A 15,691-nucleotide genomic window follows, 5' to 3' on the forward strand; every position below is an offset into this window, starting at 1 on the left:
AACTTTCCTCAGACGTTAGGGCAAGGAACCGGTGCCCAATCCGCCAGGTTCGGATCACGGCAAGTGCCTTCGATCTGCGCTTTACCGGCGCTGGCAACCTGCTTGCTTTCAGCTTGTTTGGTCTGGGCGGTCTGGATGGTTTTCTCGGTGGCTACGGCTTCTTTCGGCACGGTTGGCAGTACCGGCTTTTTCGCGACTTTTACCGGCTTCTTACCTTTGGCTGGCGTCACCACCGGCGTGGTATCGGCAGTCGCAACAGTGACCACGTCAGCACGTTGTACGCCCACTTGTTGCAGATCCTGCTCGTACGCCTGGGTGTAGTTGTTCAGGTCTTCGCTGGCCTTGCCGTTCACCGCGACGATCAGGTCGTTGGACTCTTTCAGGCCCGAGACGATTTCTGCCAGGCGCTTGCGGCCTTCAACGTCGTTGACGGTCTTGGCCTTGCGGTCGGCCACCAGCTTGGTGAACGCGCTCTGGTAGCACTGCTGGGACGCCTTGGCGTACGCGGTGCTGCGGTCGATGTCGGAGGCACGCTTGTTGACGTCGGTGGCGTAGGAGGCGATGCGCTGGTTGTCATCGGTGATCTGCTTCTGGCGCTCGGTGTAGTAACCCGCAGCACCACCGGCCAGGGCGCCGCCCGCTGCACCGATGGCAGCGTTGCGGCCACGCTTGTCGGAGTCGCCGGTCAGGGCGCCCAGCAAAGCACCACCGGCCGCACCCAGGGCGGCGCCGGTGACCACCGACTTGGTCAGGTCCGAATCGGTAGCACGCAGGTGCTGCACCGGCTCGTAGCAGTTCGGGTAGTACTCGACCTTGGTGGTCGAGGCGACCTTGTTGGTCGGCGACGTTGCGCAACCGGTCAGCACCGTGCTGAAGCCTGCGGCAATCAGCAGCAGATGACGCTTGGAAACCGCCTTACGGGAAAAAATCATCGTTGTGTTCTCTTTTAAGTTTGACTTGCCCAGCACGGCCCACCGCCGCCTGAGTCCCTTCCAAGCTCGCTGTACAACCAGCGGTCAAGACCGCTGACCGCTCGCTGCGAGCAATTCCTTCAAAATCGTCGCCGGGTCGGCCCGCTGTTGCTTGCGGTAGTTGCCCACATGGCGAACGAATAACGTCGCACGCGTCACCAGGCTCTTGCCCAGTACCGGCTTGCGATCCAACTCTTCCTTGATCCGTTGAAACTGCGCCTGGATCACCGCATCGGTGTAGCGCGTGCCGGTGGCCAGGTTGTCGATGTAGATCGCCACCGCGCCGTCCAGCGCACTGCGCCCATTGGTGATCGCCGTGGCGAACAGCTGCGCGCTGGCCTCGTCCTTAGCGTCGATGGCCTGCTGGCGGCTCTTCTGCAAATTGATCAGGCGGATGTTGTAGTTGTTGATGGTCTCGGCCACCAGGGCCGCGGACTGAATCAGGTTGCCGGCCGCTTCTTCGCGCTGCTGGGCGATCAGCGAGACGTTGCGCTTGAGCTCTTCGTTGACCAGGCCGAGCTCCGCTTGCAGGCGCGGGTCGACGCTGGCGGCGATGATGCTGTCCAGGCGCTTGGTCGGGTCCTGGGCGTCGTCGATGGCATCGGTCAGCGAGGCCAGGCGACCTTCCTTCTGCCACTGGGCGAACAGTTCCTTGTAGCGCGAACGCGGTGCCGACAAGGCGCCAATCGCCACGCGAAAGCCGGTGGTCTCGTTGCTTTGTTCGGTACCGTCGGCGGCGAACAACGGGTACTCGCGGCGCATGCCGGTGAACAGCGTGCCCTCGCCTTCCAGGTAGTTGCCGCCCTTGACCACGAACCCACCATAGGTGCCCTGGCGACGCCCGGCGTGCACCAGTTGAAAGGACTCCTGGACCATTTCCGCTGCGTTGCCGATCACATCGAACATGCCGATCGGGTTGGGCAGCTTGGTGCCGATGGGCATCAGCCGTGCGGCCTGGCCGGTGCCACCCGCGACCTGATTGAACACCGCGTAATCGGCAAGGGGACCATCGCTTTCGCTGCCCTCGGTACGCCGTGGAAACAGTCGGCCTTCAAGGTCCTGACGGCTGACCGCCTGGCCACCGCGCGCGGCAAACTCCCACTCCACTTCGGTAGGCAGGCGCACAAAGCCCAGGCCGCCGTCGTCCGCCGAAGCACCGCGACCACTCACCGGCAGCAGCTCGCGGTGATATTTCATCAACCAGGCGCTGTACACCGCCGAGAAACGTTCGGCTTCAAAGCGCGACAGCTTGACCTTGGGCAAGCGCGCCGCCATCCCGGTAGGTACATCGCACGCCGGGGCGGGTTCGCCACTGGCCAGGGATTGCGCCTGGGACATGACCTGCGCATATTGCCGCGCAGTGACTTCGTACTTGCCGATGAAGTACAGCATCGGCTTGAGCGGGGTCTTGGCGTCGGTCTTCGGCATCAGCGGCGCAATGACCTTGTTCCAGTCCTTGGGCAGGTCCTTGAGGGTGAACTGGCCGTTGATGAAGTCGCGGCGATAACCGGAAATGAACGATTGCTGATAGCCCGCTTCACCTTCGCTGAACGGGTAGCCGAGGCTGATCTCGCGGTCATCCAGGGTGCCCTGGGCCAGCACGTAGGCATAGCGGAACACCATGTTGCCTTCGCAAGGCAGCGGCAGGCTGACGTCATCCGGCAACGGCTTGGGGTTGTCCAGCTTGTCGCTCGCCTCATCGGCCCAGGCCACGCAGGACAGGGTCAGCGCCATGGCGGCGCCCAGTAACTTATACATCTCTGATTCCTTCAGAAGCCTGGATACGCGCCACACGCCAACCACCACACGCCGCCGCCACGGCGCTGACGCCGAGGACAGCTGCCAGGGCCAGGCCGTAGTGACGCGCCAGCAGGTGGCTGGCGTATTCGCCCGGCACCTGCACGAATAATTGGTTCAGGCCGGACTCTGCCAAGCCATATAAAAGCCCACTCAATGCAGCGGCAAACCCCGCGCTGTAGAGCGCCTGCAACACCACAAACAGCAACAACCCGGCGGTGGAAAACCCCAACAACCGCAATACCGACAGCTCCCGGCGCTTGCGTGCAACCGACGCCAGCGCCGCGGCAAAGATCGCGGCAAACGCGCCCGCCAACGCCAGCCCGGCGATGATCCAGAACACGATCGACAGGTTGCGGCTCAACGACTGCACCTGGGCGATGGTCTGGGCCTGGGTCGACACCAACAGATTCTGCCCGGCGAAATACACCCGCAGCGGCTCCACATCCACCAGGCGCCGCGCATACAAACGGAACGCCGGGTATACCCGTTGCTCGCTGACGCCCACCGCATCGCCGTCCCAGCCAAACGCCGGCACCGCGCGGCCATCGCGATAATCTTCCGCTGCTTCCAGCAAGCCCAAGGGTGCAAACAATCCATCCCGGGCGAAGGCTTCCAGCGGCGCTACCTGCAGCACTTGAACCCGCAGGCGTTGCGACTCGATGCGCCCCGCCACCTGGCGCCCAAAACTCGCCTCCAGCCAACCCCCGGCCTTTGCCCCGAGCTTTTCGGCAGCGGTGTGGCTCAGCACGATCTGATCCAGGCCCTTGGGCATCGGCAGGCCGGCCAGCAATGGGTCGTTGGCGGCGGTCGGCAGCATCTCCACCGTCACCGCCCCCAACTGCGCCGTCGCCGCAATCTGCCGGGTGCGCGGCAAGGCGAACGCCACGTCGTTGCGCTGGCGGAGCTGCTCGACAAATTCACTGCTGAATCGACCACCGCCCAACGGAATAATTTCCCGGGTGGCCGGGTCGTTCTCCAAACGTTCGGTCAAACTGCTAACCAGTCCAAATTTCAGGCCGAACAACACCAGCAACGGCGCGATCACCGCCACCAGCGCCAGCACCGAACACACCGACAGCCACGCATCGTTGCGGTAATCCTGCCAGGCCAGGGAAGCCACCAGGGCGATACGCATCAGCACGCCTCCCCAAGGGTGGCGGTGACGCCGCCGTCGGCGTCGCGACGGCAACTGATGCGCCGCACCTGCAAGCCGCTGGCCCGGGCCAGGGGTTCATCATGGGTGGCGATCACGCAGCACGCGCCGTTATGCCGGGCCTGGGCCAACAGCGCCTGCATCACCCGCTCGGCGTTCAACGGGTCGAGCGCAGCGGTGGGCTCATCCGCCAGCAACAGCTGCGGACCGTGGGCCAGGGCTCTTGCGCAACTGACCCGCTGACGCTGGCCGACGGACAACGCCGCCGGCTTCTTGTCCAACTGATCAGTGATTTCCAACTGCTCGGCCAACCGCGCCACGCTGCCGTCGTCTTTCAAACCCAGGAGTTGCCGCGACAACGCAATGTTGCCGCGCACATCGAGAAAGCCCAGCAGGCCGCCGGTTTGCAGCACGTAACCCAGGTGCCGACTGCGTAGCTCCGCCAGCGCGCTTTGCTGGTTACCACGCCAAAGCCCGGCAATGTCGACGCGGTTGAAATCGAACTGCCCGACCTGATCCGGCGCCAACACCAGCGCGAGCAAATCCAGCAAGGTGCTCTTGCCACAGCCACTCGGCCCGACCACCGCCAACTGTTCACCCGCACGCAGTTGCAAGCCCGGTATCACCAGGCTGTAGCGCTGGGCACCAACGCCCCGGCTCTTGTGCACTGCGCTCAAGTTCAGCATTACGGCAGCGTCGACAGCGGCACGCGGTACAACGCATCACCCGGCTCGGCATCGCCGAAACGGACCCAGTTGGCCACATCGTTATGGAAGGTTTCGTAGAGGCGGATCTTCGAATCCAGCTCGTCGATAAAGTCTTCCTGCTCGGCCACGCTCAACGACAGCCACAAATCCTGGGTCATGTTCAGCGACTTGCTGCGGTACGGCAGGCCTTCCAGGTATTCGCCAAGGATGCCGCCGTCCGCCAGGTTGCCGCCCTTTTTCAAGGCCTGTGGATCACGGCTCATATAGGCCGAGGCGCTGGCGATTTCCTGGAAGAAATCCTTCGGTGAGGTCTGGGTTTTGCGCGCGGCGTCGACGATCAGTTTCAAGGACTGCTGCAATTCGTTGAGCTGCAATTTGGTCAGCATCACGCACACCTGAAAGGCCGGCAGCGCGGTGTTGGTCAGGTCGCGATCGGCGGTCCAGGCACTCACCAGTTGCGGTGCCTGGCTCGCGGTTTTGCGGCCAAGGAAATCCATGTGCATCGCGTAACCGACGGCGGCGGATTTGTCCGCCAGGGTCGGCGCGGCACTGAGCAGCGGCACCGGCTGCGGCGTGTTGCTGCGCACCTGATGCACCAGGTTGGCGAACACCGTGCCGATCTCGTCGACCCGCTCGCCGAACTTGCGCACATCGCCACCGGGCACCGGCGTGTACAGGTCGCCGATCTGCGGGTTGGCGTCGGCGGTCAGGGTGCGGTACTGGGTTTCGGCGCCGCTGTGGGTTTTCTTCCCGGCATCGGTGCGCAGGTGCAAAGCGTAGATCTTGATCTGCTTGCCCAATGCAGCCTGGCGTACTTCGGCTTCGTTCATCTGGGTGGTGGCGAACGGGTCGTTCTTGCGCAGCGCACCGGCGTCGGTCACCAGCAGGATCAAGCGCCCGCCGTAGCCGGACCAGTCCATGCCTTCCACCGCCTGCATGACACCGGCGAACGCGTCTTCGTTGAACGAGTGGCTGGACACCGTCGACGCTTTGACCTGCCGCGCCATGTCGAGGAAGCGCTGCGGGTCGCGCCCTTGGTCGAGGGTGATCAGGGTCTTGGCCACATACTCCAGGCCGGGGGTTTTCTTGATGCTGTTGCGAAAACCCACCAGGCCAAAGCTCACGCTGTCCAGTTCGCCACGCTCGGCGATGCGGGTTTGCAGCTCGTGGACCACGTCGCGAACCTGGTCGATGTAGGGCTGCATCGACACCGTGGTGTCGACCACCAGCACCACGGCCGTGCGGAAGGCATCGGCATTGGCATCAATCACCGGCGTTCGACCGACAGCCTTGGCGATGACATCAGGTGTGCTGCCAGGGTCGATGGAGGCGACGTTGAGCAACTGCACCGGCTGGCCGTTTTCGTCGAAGCTCTCCTTGGAGTCGAAGATCGGCAGCAAATAGAACTGGTTCTGCGGGACGGCGCTGGCGGTCGGCTCCAGGGCCAGAACCTGCTGGTTGTCCTCGGTGTTTTTCTGCACCTTGAGCAGCAGGTTTTTCGCCGCTGCGGGATCGGCTAAAAGCTTCTCCACTTCAGCGGACTGACGCAGGAACATCACCGGCGCCCGGCCCGAACGCTCGGTGAACTTGAGCACCAGGCTCTGCTTCCAGTCGCTGGCTTGCGCCGCCGGCAGCCAACCGTCGCTGCGCCCGCCGGTGGCGGCGCCAACCCGCAGCCAGGGGCTGCCGTCGACGTCCTTGCGTTGGTAGACATAGAGCACGGAAAACGCCGGCAAACCTTCGCCAGGCGCCCCGCCCGCTTCGTGGGAAAGCTTGGCGCCAGGCTTGCTCAGTACCCGCTGGAACAGGGTTTTCTTGCCGGCCATCAGCAACGGGCGTTGGCCGCCGTCGGCCTGCGCCGCGACCGGTTGCGCGGCAGTCGGCGTGGCAGTCGGCGCGGCGGTCTTGGCCGCCTCGACAACCGACGGCGCGGCGGGCGCGTCATCTTTCAACCACCAGTAACTCGCGCCCCCAATCGCCAGCGCCACTGCCACGGCAACCGCTGCCAACGCCAGTACCGGCCCACGGTTTTGTTCGGACACGGCGGAGTGTTGCGTCGGCGTCACCACCGGTTGACGCACCGGTTGCGGCTGCGGCTTATCGGTCGGGATTTCGATGGAGACCGGCGTGAGTCCGGCCAGGTCATTCGAGACCGCCACCGGAATCGGCAGAGGCCGAATCAACGTCGCCTCGACCTGCTCTTCCTTCGGCAACTGATCCAACGCCCGCAACAACGCCGCCGCATCCGGGAAGCGTTCCGCCGGGTCTTTGGCCAGCAGCTTGCGCAGCACCTCCTGATAGCGCCCGTGGTGCACCGGCAATTCCGGCAGCGGTTCAGTCAGGTGTGCCAGTGCTGTGGAAAGCGCATCGGTGCCGTTGTAAGGCAACTTGCCCACGAGGATTTCATAGAGCACCACGCCCAACGCATACAGGTCGGCGCGCCCATCAATCTCCTGGCCCCGGGCCTGCTCCGGGCTCATGTAGCTCGGCGTGCCGACGGCAAATCCGGCCTGGGTGAACTGCGTGCGGTCATCCAGGGACTTGGCGATACCAAAGTCCGACAACACCGCCGTGCCATCCGCGCGGAACAGAATGTTCGCCGGCTTCACATCGCGATGCACCAGACCCTGAGCGTGGGCGTAGCCCAGCGCCGACGCGATCTGGCGGATATACGTCAGCCCCTGCTCCGGCGTCAGTCCCGCGGCGATGCGCTCCTTGAGCGTGCCATTGGGCAGGTATTCCATGGCCATGTAGTACAGCTCACCGACATTGCCGATGTCATGGATGGTCACGGTGTGCGGGTGGGACAGGCGCGCCAGGGTCTTGCCTTCGCGCAGGAAGCGCTCGCAGAAGCTCGGGTCGGCCGCCAGCGCCGCCGCCATGATCTTCAGCGCCACCTTGCGCTCCAGGGAACGCTGGGTCGCAAGGTACACGCTGGCCATGGCGCCAACGCCGATTTCGCCTTCGATGTCGTAGCCGGGAATGATGATGTTCATGTCGACACCTTCACAACGATGGCGGTGATGTTGTCCGGCGCGCCGCGATTGAGCCCCAGGTGCACCAGGCTGCGGACGATTTCGTCCGGCTCGGCATGGCTCAGTACTTCGCGGATCTCGTGGTCTTCGACGGTCTTGTTCAGGCCGTCGCTGCACAGCAGGTAACTGTCGCCGGGGGCGATCAACAGGTCGACCGACGACAACGCCAACTGTGCTTCCACGCCAATCGCGCGGGTGACGATATTCGCCCGTGGATGCACCCGCGCATCGGCTTCGCTGAGCAGGCCGCTGTCCTGCAAGTCCTGCACGTAGCTGTGGTCGCGGGAAATGCTTTCCAGCAGGCCGTCGCGCAGGCGATACAGGCGGCTGTCGCCGGCCCACAGGCACACGCCGCGCAAGCCTCGGGTGGCGAGCAACACCACGGTACTGCCCATCATGGTCACGCCACGGTGGGCGGTTTCTTCGCGCACCGCGCCGTTGACTCGCAGCAGGTCGCTGCGCAACGCCGCCGTGTATTCCTCAAGGGAACGGCCCACGGGAATGCTGCGCAGGCTGTCGACAATCAGGCTGCTGACGTAATCCCCCGCCGCGTGCCCGCCCATGCCGTCGGCCACCACCCACAGGCCGTTTTCCGGCAGGTCGAGGCAAGCGTCTTCATTGACTTGGCGAACCATGCCGACGTGGCTTTTGCTGGCGGATTTGAACGTGGACCGCATCTACACAACACCTTCTTGGCCGAGCAAAAATTGCGCAAAATCGTCGGCAGCAGGCAAGCCCTGACACCGCATTAAACCGGGAGAAATCTGTTGCGAACCACGGCCCCACCACAGGCTCGCGCCTTCGCAGGCCTGTTCGGCAAGCGCAGTCATCCGCGCCTGCGGGTCTGTGGCGTTGACACGCTGCAAACCCGCAAAGCGACTACCCAAGGTGCGAGGTTGGCAGGCTGGAGCGCCGAGGGATTCGATCCCGCCGCTGAAACCTTCGAAGCTGGCGCCGGCGTCCAGCGTGCTCAGCAACAACTCTTCCACCTGTTCAAACCAGGTGTCCGGGCCGCCAACGACGGAGGCCGGGTCGGTGTCGTGATCCAACAGCGCAGCCACCGTCAGCGGGAAATAGCGCCCCACCCGGTCGATGCTCGGCATCACCACGCCCACCGCCGCGTCCGGCCCGCACACACCCGGCGCCAACACGAAGCGCCACAATGGGCTGACCAGGTAGGCGTTCAACCAGTCAGCCCCGAGGCGGGTCTGGCTGGCGAGCAATCCGGACGCCAGCCAACTGTCCCAAGGGCCGATAAAACTCTGGGGCAGCGCGCGGCTGACAAAGTCGCCGCGGCACGCCAACTTGCCGTAGAAACCCAGCGTGGTCATAGCCGCTCCGGCAGGCTGAAGCCGTTAAGCACGCGGCTCTTGAACGGGTTGAAGGCACTGTTGGCCCGCAACTCGTAGGAGATGCTCGCGCCGTCGACCCGCAGACGCAGGTTGAAGCGGTCCGGCGAATTGCCGGCGGTCAGGTCCGATTGCTCCAGCAGGCGAAACCAGGCCCACGGGCCATCCAGCGTTACACCGGAGCGCCCGCTGGCTGACGGCGGCATGATGGAAATGCGCACCACGCCAATGCTGCCGGGATTCGGCCACTGCATCGCGACCGGGCGGCTCGGGCCGTGGTCGTAGCTCAGTTGCTGGCCGTCCAGGTCCAGCAGGAACTGGGTGATGGTCGCGTCCATCGCCACCGGCTTGAGTTCAAAGCGCACGATCGGCTGGGTGCCACCGGCGCGGAAAAACGCGTCACGAATAGTCGCCGCCCGCTGGAAGGTTTGCAGCACACCCGGCGCGATGCCGAGCTTCTGCGCCGCGCCCGGCTGCCAGCGCCAGGTTTGCGTGGAGGTGTCGACGTAAGGTTGCAGGTACTTGCGGAAGTAATTGTCCATCACCCCGCCCACCCCGAAGAACTGGCCGAAGTCATCCAGGGTCGCGTCCCGCGCACTGCCGGGCGACATCGGATAACGCCCGGCCAGGGACTGGCGATACACGTTCACCACTTCGCTGACCCACGCCGCATTCAGCTGGTTACGCACCCCGCCCATCATGCTGTTGGTGGTGGAGTTGACCACTGACTTGACCATGCCCTGCACAAGCGGCGGCTGGCGTTCGGCATTCAGGCTGACCCGCGTGGCCGCAGCCGCCGCCTGGTTTTTCGCTTCGCCGAGCAACGCATCGCCACTGGCGCCGACCATGGCGCTGACCTGCACATACAGCGCGTTCATGTCCGCCAGCAGGCCATCGATGGCCGCCGGTTCGCCTTCGTTCTTGCTGACGATGCTGTTGAGTTCGGCGAAGTGCGCGGTCACCGGATCTTCACTGGCCGCTGGTGCATTCGCAGTTGGCTGGTCCTGGCCAAGCAGGCTGCCGAGACGTTCCTTGAGCTTGTCCACGCCGCCTTCCACCGGCGCGCCCTTGGCAGCCAGCAGGCGTTCTTCCGCTTGCAAGTCGGTCTCTTTGGAGACCGCCACCAGCAGCTTCTTCAGCGGCGAGGTCGGCCCGGAAATCACCCGCAAGACGTCGGCCGCCTGGGCCACGCTGGTGATCGGCACAAAGTCGATATCCGCCAGCAACGCATCCCACTGGCGTTGATAGTCCTGGAAGTACAGGCGGCGCACATCGGCGGCGAGGCTAACGACGTTTTGTTGGTCGGCCTGCTCGCGGCCCAGTACCCACTGCTCTTCCGCAAGGGTGCCGGTCTGGTTCAGGCTGGCCAGCAGGAAGCCCTGGCGATAGCCCTTGGCGGTGAAGAAACCGCTCAACGGTTCGCCCAACGGCTTGCCGCTCTTGCGACTGAACACCAGCGCGGCATCGCGGCCCGCCGCTTCGTTGATGCGAAAGTCCGGCACGCCTTCCGGCAGTTTCTGGCGCTTGATGCGGTCGTAGACGCGCTGGGCCACCGGCAGTTGCTGCAGTTGCCGACGCAGGTCGTCGATCAAGCGCGGGTCGAGACGGGCGCTGGGCGGATGCCGCTCGAACAGGGCCTGCAAGTGCCCGATCAGGGCCTGGCGTTGGTCCGCCGGCAGGTCGCGCGGCAGGTTGCGGTCCCAGTCGAGGGCGATCCAGGCCTTGATGAAGTCCGGGTCGTAATGCTCGCTGTCGGCGAGCATCAGGTAGGCCTTCAAACCTTCGTAGAGGAAGTCGGAATTGCCGCCACCGTGCAGTTGCTCTTCGATGCGCGTCACCAAACGGGGCGCGAACACGGCGATCAACAGCTTGCGGTAGACGCTGGCGGATTCGGCTTCGAGCATGTCGCCCTGATACAGGCCCAAGCCTTCGGACCAGCTCGGCGAGTCGCCCGCCAGGTTCTTCACGGCGTTAAGCAGGGGTAGCACCGCGAGTACTTCGCGCTGTGCCGGGCTGAGGTTCTGCACGGTCTGGCCCAACGGCGCGACCTTCTGGTCAACCTGGGCGATGTAGGCCTGGTTGGCGCGATAACTCACCCACCACAACGTGCTGACGACCAGTACCAGCGCCACGGTTGCGGCCAGCACACCCCGGGCAATCCACTTGCGACGGCGCTCGACCTTCGGGTTGACGCCCACCAGGCCACGCTCGGCAAACGCCACGGCGGTGAACAGTTTTTCGATGAAGTAACTGCGCCCGGTGCCGGTCTGGCGCGCCAGGTGCTGGCGGTCCAGGTTCATGCTCTGGGCCATGGCGCCGATCAAGCGGTCAATCGGGCTGCCTTCCTGGGTGCCGCTGGTGAAGTACACACCGCGCAGCAAGACGCGCTCTTCAAAGGCGTTGGGTTTGAACACGCCTTCGAGGAAGCCTTGCAGGCAATCCTTCAACGCGCCGAACTGCTGCGGGAAACCGTAGATCAGGTCGCGCCGCGCCGGGTCGCGTTCCTGTTGCAGGCGCTCCACCAGGCGCTCGTTGAGGCGCTGTTCCAGGCCGGCGAACTCGCTTTGCAGATGGGCCAGCGGGCTGTCGCTGTTCTTGCCGTCGTCCAGGGCGAAGGTCATGCCCCACACTTGGGCGCGCTCTTCCTTGCTCAGGTTGTCGAAGAACTCCATGAAGCCCGGCACCAGGTCGAGCTTGGTGAGCATCAGGTAGATCGGGAAGCGCACGCCCAGTTGGGTGTACAGTTCCTGGATGCGCAGGCGGATCGCGGCGGCATGGGCGGCACGCTCGGCGTCGCTGCCCAGCAGCAGGTCCGAGAGGCTGATGGCGATAAACGCACCATCAATCGGGCGCCGGGAACGCTGCTTTTTCAGCAGGTCGAGAAAGCCCAGCCAGGCGGCTTTATCCACCGTGGAGTTGCTGTCCTGGGTGGTGTAGCGGCCAGCGGTGTCGAGCAACACGGCCTGGTCGGTAAACCACCAATCGCAATTGCGCGTACCGCCCACGCCCCGTACCGCACCGGCACCCAACTGCGCCGCCAAGGGAAAGTGCAGCCCGGAATTGACCAGCGCGGTGGTCTTGCCCGAGCCCGGCGGGCCGATGATCACGTACCACGGCAGCTCATACAGGTTGCGGCGCTCGTCACCGCCCAGCTTGGCCTTTTTCAACAGGGCCAGGGCTTCGTCCATGCGCTGGCGCAGGGTCGCCAGCTCTTCGGCGGTGGCGACGCTGGCAGGGTCTGGCGGGGTTTCCGCCGCGAGGCTGCGCATCACTTCGGCGGCCTGGCGCCGGGCCTGGATAATCCGGAATACGCGGTAGGCAATCCACACCGCGAACACCAGGATGATCAGCGCCCAGCGGCGCCCTTCCGGCACCAGCACATCGAGCAACGGGCCCACAAACCAGATGATCAGGCTCAAGGCGATCAGGCCCAGCAGCGGGATCACCCAGCGAATCACAAAACTGAAAAACGCCTTCACTCGACGCCCTCCGCCAATACGGTGATTTCTACCCGGCGATTGCGCGCACGGCCTTCGGCTGTGGCGTTGGTCGCCACCGGCTCGGTGTCGCTGCGGCCTTCGGCGCTGAAGCGTTCCGGCTGGCCGGTCTTGGCCGCGAGAATCTCCAGCACCGACTTGGCCCGTGCTTCGGACAGCGCCCAGTTGGACGGAAAGCGCAGGGTCGCAATCGGACGGTTATCGCTGTGGCCGGTGACCCGCACCTGGCCCTTGACCTTGCGGATGGCGTCGGCAATACGCAGCATCAGCGGCTGGAAGTCATCGACGATGCTGGAGCTGGCCGAGGCGAACAGTTCATCACCACGGATGGTCACCACGGAGCGGTCGACGGCATCTTCCACGGCTACGCGACCGGCCTTGATGTCTTCCACCAGGAAGCCCGCCAGACGCGGTCGCTCAATGATTTTCGGCTGGGCCACCGGACGGTCGATGGCCTGCACCGGGATCTCGCCCAGGGCATGAATATTCTTGAACACCGGCTCGGCATCCGACGCCAGTTTCATCCGCAACCCGAACAGCAATGCCAACAGCAGTGCCAGGCCGATGGCCACGGCGATCCATGGCGGCATGAACTGCGCCAGGCGATCACGGGCCACGGTCACGCCGCGCCAATGGGGTGACAGCTCGCGCTCATGCTCGCCACGGGCACTGCGAATCGCCGCCGCGGTACGCTCGCGCAAGGCTTCCAGCTGGCTGCGGCCATCGTTCATCACGCGGTAGCGACCTTCGAAACCCAGGCACAGGCACAGGTACAGCAGTTCCAGCAGGTACAGGCGTTCCCGCGGGCTTTGCAGGCAGTGATCCAGCAATTGGAAGACCTTTTCGCCGCCCCAGGCTTCGTTGTGCACGGTGATCAGCAGGCTCTGCTTGCCCCAGTCACTGGCACTGCCCCACGGCGTACTCAGCACGGCTTCATCGAGGGCGGTGCACAGCGCGTAACGCGCCAGCAGCACATCGTTGCGGGCCACGCCGGCCGCCTCGGCACGTTCTTCGAACTGGCGCAGGTAAGCCAGCAGCTGCGCACGCAGGCTCGCTGGCGCAGGGTGCGAGATCGTGTTGCGCAGGCGCGTCAGCAGCGACAACAACGGGCCGGCAGCGCTTTCCAGCGGGTTCAGGCCCTGGGCCTTGCCGGTCAGGATCGGCGCAGCGGGCATCGACAGCGGCGCCGGCTCTGCGCGAACAGGCTCCGGCGCGCGGCCACCGGGACGCGGCATGAACTGGGTGCGGTCATCGTCATTCGGATGCATCGCGGATTACCCTCGGATGGCCCAGAAAGCCAGGTTCAACCCCGGGAACTGGCCGGCGATGTGGAACGCAAAGCCACCGGAATTACCCAGTTGCTGCCAGTGCTCGCTGCCCCGGTCCAGCTCGTAGTAGGTGGAGCCTGCGTGGTACGGAATCTGCCGTGGCGCCACCGGCAGCGGCAGCAGGCCGATGCCCGGCAGTTGCAGGTTGACCAGGTCGCGGATGTGTTCCACCGAGCCGACTTTGCTTTGCTGGCCGAAGCGTGCGCGCAGGGTTTCGCCCGGCACATCGGCGCGCACCACCAGGATGAAACTGGCGCTGTCGATCAGGGTTTTGTCGGCCAGCATCGCCACGTGCACGCCGTAGGCTTTCTCGACAATCGGGATCGGCGTGGCCTTGCTGTCGATCAGCATCGACAGCGCCTCGCGCAGGGCCTGCATCACCGGGGTGAAGCTCAAGGCCAGGTCGTCATGCTGGTATTGCGGGTATTCGTGGGGGCGGCGACCCGTGGTGGAGAAGGTCGAGAACTCGCCGGCCAGGCTCACCAATTCACTGAAGAAACGCTCCGGGTGCAGCGGGCTCAACTGACTCAGGTGCTGGATCAGCGGCTGGGCGCGGTTGACCAGTTGCAGCAGCATGAAGTCGGCAATCTCCGAAGCACCACCGGCGCCCGAAGCCACCACGCGCCCGGCCAACGCTTCGCCGCGCTGGTGCAGCAGGCCCAGCAGTTCGCTGCGAAACGCGGTCAGCGGTTTGCTGGCCGTCACGTCGAGGACCGGCGGGATGTAGCTCTCGTCCAGCACCAGGGCGCGGTCGGCGCGTTTTTCCTTGATGCGCACCAGGCCAATGGCCGCGTAATCGCTGATGCCATCCTGGGCGGTCAACAGGCGCAAGGCGCGGGAGCCGACCGCCACCGGCGCACGGTTTTCGAAGGGCGCGTTGTCGTCGCGCACTTCACGCACCTGGCTGACATAGCGCGCGGCTTCCAGGGCCTCGCCTTCGTCGACGGTGTCGCGGGCGCCGGCACGCTTGAGGGGCAACGCCAGGTACACCAGGCCATCGCGCAAGTTGTCGTCGATATTCAGCGGGCTCGGCGCCAGGTCGTCCTGGGGGATATCGAACGGCGTGCCATCCGGTAACAGGCCACGTGCCGAGACGATCGCCAGCTTGCCCTGGGCCAGCAGGCCCTGGTCGATCAACAGTTCGGAAAAGCCCCAGGCCCCCGCCGACAACGGGCGGCTGCGCGCATCGATCAGGTTTTCCAGGTAACGGTCATGCTGCTGGAAGTGCTGCGTTCCGATGAACATGCCTTCCGACCAGACCACGCGATTGTTCCAGGACATGGGGGCTCCGATTCTTATTGGGCAGGGCTGGATGGGGGGACCACGACGTCGGCACGCACGGCATGCACATCGAGGCTGATCTGGTATTCGGTGTATTGGCGTGCCGGCACGTTGAGCACCGTGCGCCACTCGGCGCGGTCCAGTTCGCGATAGCCCACCAGCAGGCCGATCTGGCGGGTGGACGGGTCGAGGTCGCGCTGGATGCTCAATTGCTGGCCGGGCAGGATCACCACTTCGTCCTGGTCGAGCAGGTCGAGGCCGAGGGTCGACTGTGCGCGATCGGCCAGGGCGAAGTAGTCGGAACGGCTGAAGGTGGCGGCGTTTTTCAGTTCGAAAATCCGCACCCGTACCGGGGCTGCCTGGCCATTGGCGCCGGGGTTGAGCCCGGCGATGGCATGGAAATGCAGCTCGACGGCGGCGGTGTCTGCCTCAGCTTCGGCGGCCTCGGGCTTGGCCGCATCCTTGGCACACGCCGTCAGCAGAAGCGCGGTGGCGACTGCGAGTAAAAACCTGGGAATCATCCTGCGTCCTCAATGACGTACTTAGCTATCCGTTGTTCCATGTACTGCG

General features: G+C 64.7%; 11 protein-coding genes. All 11 read right to left on the reverse strand.

Annotated elements, in window-relative coordinates; translation table 11 throughout:
• Window positions 1-8: 8 nt before the first annotated feature.
• The 11 genes from tagQ to tssJ all read right to left on the reverse strand — a co-directional run bounded on the left by tagQ (window position 9) and on the right by tssJ (window position 15,642).
• Window positions 9-932 carry a type VI secretion system-associated lipoprotein TagQ gene (gene tagQ, locus HX818_RS14330; protein ID WP_003213311.1) on the reverse strand — a complete coding sequence of 308 codons (924 nt, stop codon included), beginning with the start codon at window positions 930-932 and terminating at the stop codon, window positions 9-11.
• 84 nt (window positions 933-1,016) lie between these two features.
• Entirely contained in the window at window positions 1,017-2,729 is a 1,713-nt protein-coding gene (locus tag HX818_RS14335; RefSeq protein ID WP_003213313.1) for an SUMF1/EgtB/PvdO family nonheme iron enzyme, read from the reverse strand.
• Complete coding sequence (locus HX818_RS14340) at window positions 2,722-3,906, reverse strand: FtsX-like permease family protein (protein ID WP_177020299.1); 1,185 nt, start codon at window positions 3,904-3,906, stop codon at window positions 2,722-2,724. Before HX818_RS14340 ends, HX818_RS14335 begins: the two co-directional genes overlap by 8 nt.
• Window positions 3,906-4,610 carry an ABC transporter ATP-binding protein gene (locus HX818_RS14345; protein WP_177009050.1) on the reverse strand — a complete coding sequence of 235 codons (705 nt, stop codon included), beginning with the start codon at window positions 4,608-4,610 and terminating at the stop codon, window positions 3,906-3,908. The genes HX818_RS14340 and HX818_RS14345 overlap by 1 nt, the downstream gene beginning before the upstream one ends.
• The gene (locus HX818_RS14350; RefSeq protein WP_177020300.1) at window positions 4,610-7,627 is read right to left on the reverse strand and encodes a serine/threonine-protein kinase; all 3,018 of its coding nucleotides are present in this window, start codon (window positions 7,625-7,627) and stop codon (window positions 4,610-4,612) included. Before HX818_RS14350 ends, HX818_RS14345 begins: the two co-directional genes overlap by 1 nt.
• A complete protein-coding gene (locus tag HX818_RS14355; protein WP_003213320.1) occupies window positions 7,624-8,343 on the reverse strand; it encodes a PP2C family serine/threonine-protein phosphatase in 720 nt (239 codons plus the stop codon). Before HX818_RS14355 ends, HX818_RS14350 begins: the two co-directional genes overlap by 4 nt.
• Window positions 8,344-8,997 carry a type VI secretion system-associated protein TagF gene (gene tagF, locus HX818_RS14360; protein WP_008439457.1) on the reverse strand — a complete coding sequence of 218 codons (654 nt, stop codon included), beginning with the start codon at window positions 8,995-8,997 and terminating at the stop codon, window positions 8,344-8,346. It lies immediately after the preceding gene.
• Complete coding sequence (tssM, locus tag HX818_RS14365; protein WP_177020301.1) at window positions 8,994-12,494, reverse strand: type VI secretion system membrane subunit TssM; 3,501 nt, start codon at window positions 12,492-12,494, stop codon at window positions 8,994-8,996. The genes tagF and tssM overlap by 4 nt, the downstream gene beginning before the upstream one ends.
• On the reverse strand, window positions 12,491-13,780 hold the full coding sequence (locus tag HX818_RS14370; RefSeq protein WP_008439459.1) for a DotU family type VI secretion system protein: 1,290 nt from the start codon (window positions 13,778-13,780) through the stop codon (window positions 12,491-12,493). The genes tssM and HX818_RS14370 overlap by 4 nt, the downstream gene beginning before the upstream one ends.
• A 6-nt stretch (window positions 13,781-13,786) precedes the next feature.
• Window positions 13,787-15,121 (reverse strand): type VI secretion system baseplate subunit TssK, encoded by a 1,335-nt coding sequence (tssK, locus tag HX818_RS14375; protein ID WP_177020302.1) that lies wholly within the window; start codon window positions 15,119-15,121, stop codon window positions 13,787-13,789.
• Between the two features lie 14 nt (window positions 15,122-15,135).
• A complete protein-coding gene (gene tssJ, locus HX818_RS14380; protein ID WP_003213332.1) occupies window positions 15,136-15,642 on the reverse strand; it encodes a type VI secretion system lipoprotein TssJ in 507 nt (168 codons plus the stop codon).
• Window positions 15,643-15,691 lie beyond the last annotated feature (49 nt).

Origin of the sequence: Pseudomonas sp. F9001 (genome assembly GCF_013385435.1) — a bacterium.
GTDB lineage: Bacteria > Pseudomonadota > Gammaproteobacteria > Pseudomonadales > Pseudomonadaceae > Aquipseudomonas.

Excerpts from the sequence above, each read along its gene's own strand:
- tagQ (WP_003213311.1), bottom strand. The coding sequence starts at position 932 with ATGATTTTTTCCCGTAAGGCGGTTTCCAAGCGTCATCTGCTGCTGATT.
- HX818_RS14335 (WP_003213313.1), bottom strand. The coding sequence starts at position 2,729 with ATGTATAAGTTACTGGGCGCCGCCATGGCGCTGACCCTGTCCTGCGTG.
- HX818_RS14340 (WP_177020299.1), bottom strand. The coding sequence starts at position 3,906 with ATGCGTATCGCCCTGGTGGCTTCCCTGGCCTGGCAGGATTACCGCAAC.
- HX818_RS14345 (WP_177009050.1), bottom strand. The coding sequence starts at position 4,610 with ATGCTGAACTTGAGCGCAGTGCACAAGAGCCGGGGCGTTGGTGCCCAG.
- HX818_RS14350 (WP_177020300.1), bottom strand. The coding sequence starts at position 7,627 with ATGAACATCATCATTCCCGGCTACGACATCGAAGGCGAAATCGGCGTT.
- HX818_RS14355 (WP_003213320.1), bottom strand. The coding sequence starts at position 8,343 with ATGCGGTCCACGTTCAAATCCGCCAGCAAAAGCCACGTCGGCATGGTT.
- tagF (WP_008439457.1), bottom strand. The coding sequence starts at position 8,997 with ATGACCACGCTGGGTTTCTACGGCAAGTTGGCGTGCCGCGGCGACTTT.
- HX818_RS14370 (WP_008439459.1), bottom strand. The coding sequence starts at position 13,780 with ATGCATCCGAATGACGATGACCGCACCCAGTTCATGCCGCGTCCCGGT.
- tssK (WP_177020302.1), bottom strand. The coding sequence starts at position 15,121 with ATGTCCTGGAACAATCGCGTGGTCTGGTCGGAAGGCATGTTCATCGGA.
- tssJ (WP_003213332.1), bottom strand. The coding sequence starts at position 15,642 with ATGATTCCCAGGTTTTTACTCGCAGTCGCCACCGCGCTTCTGCTGACG.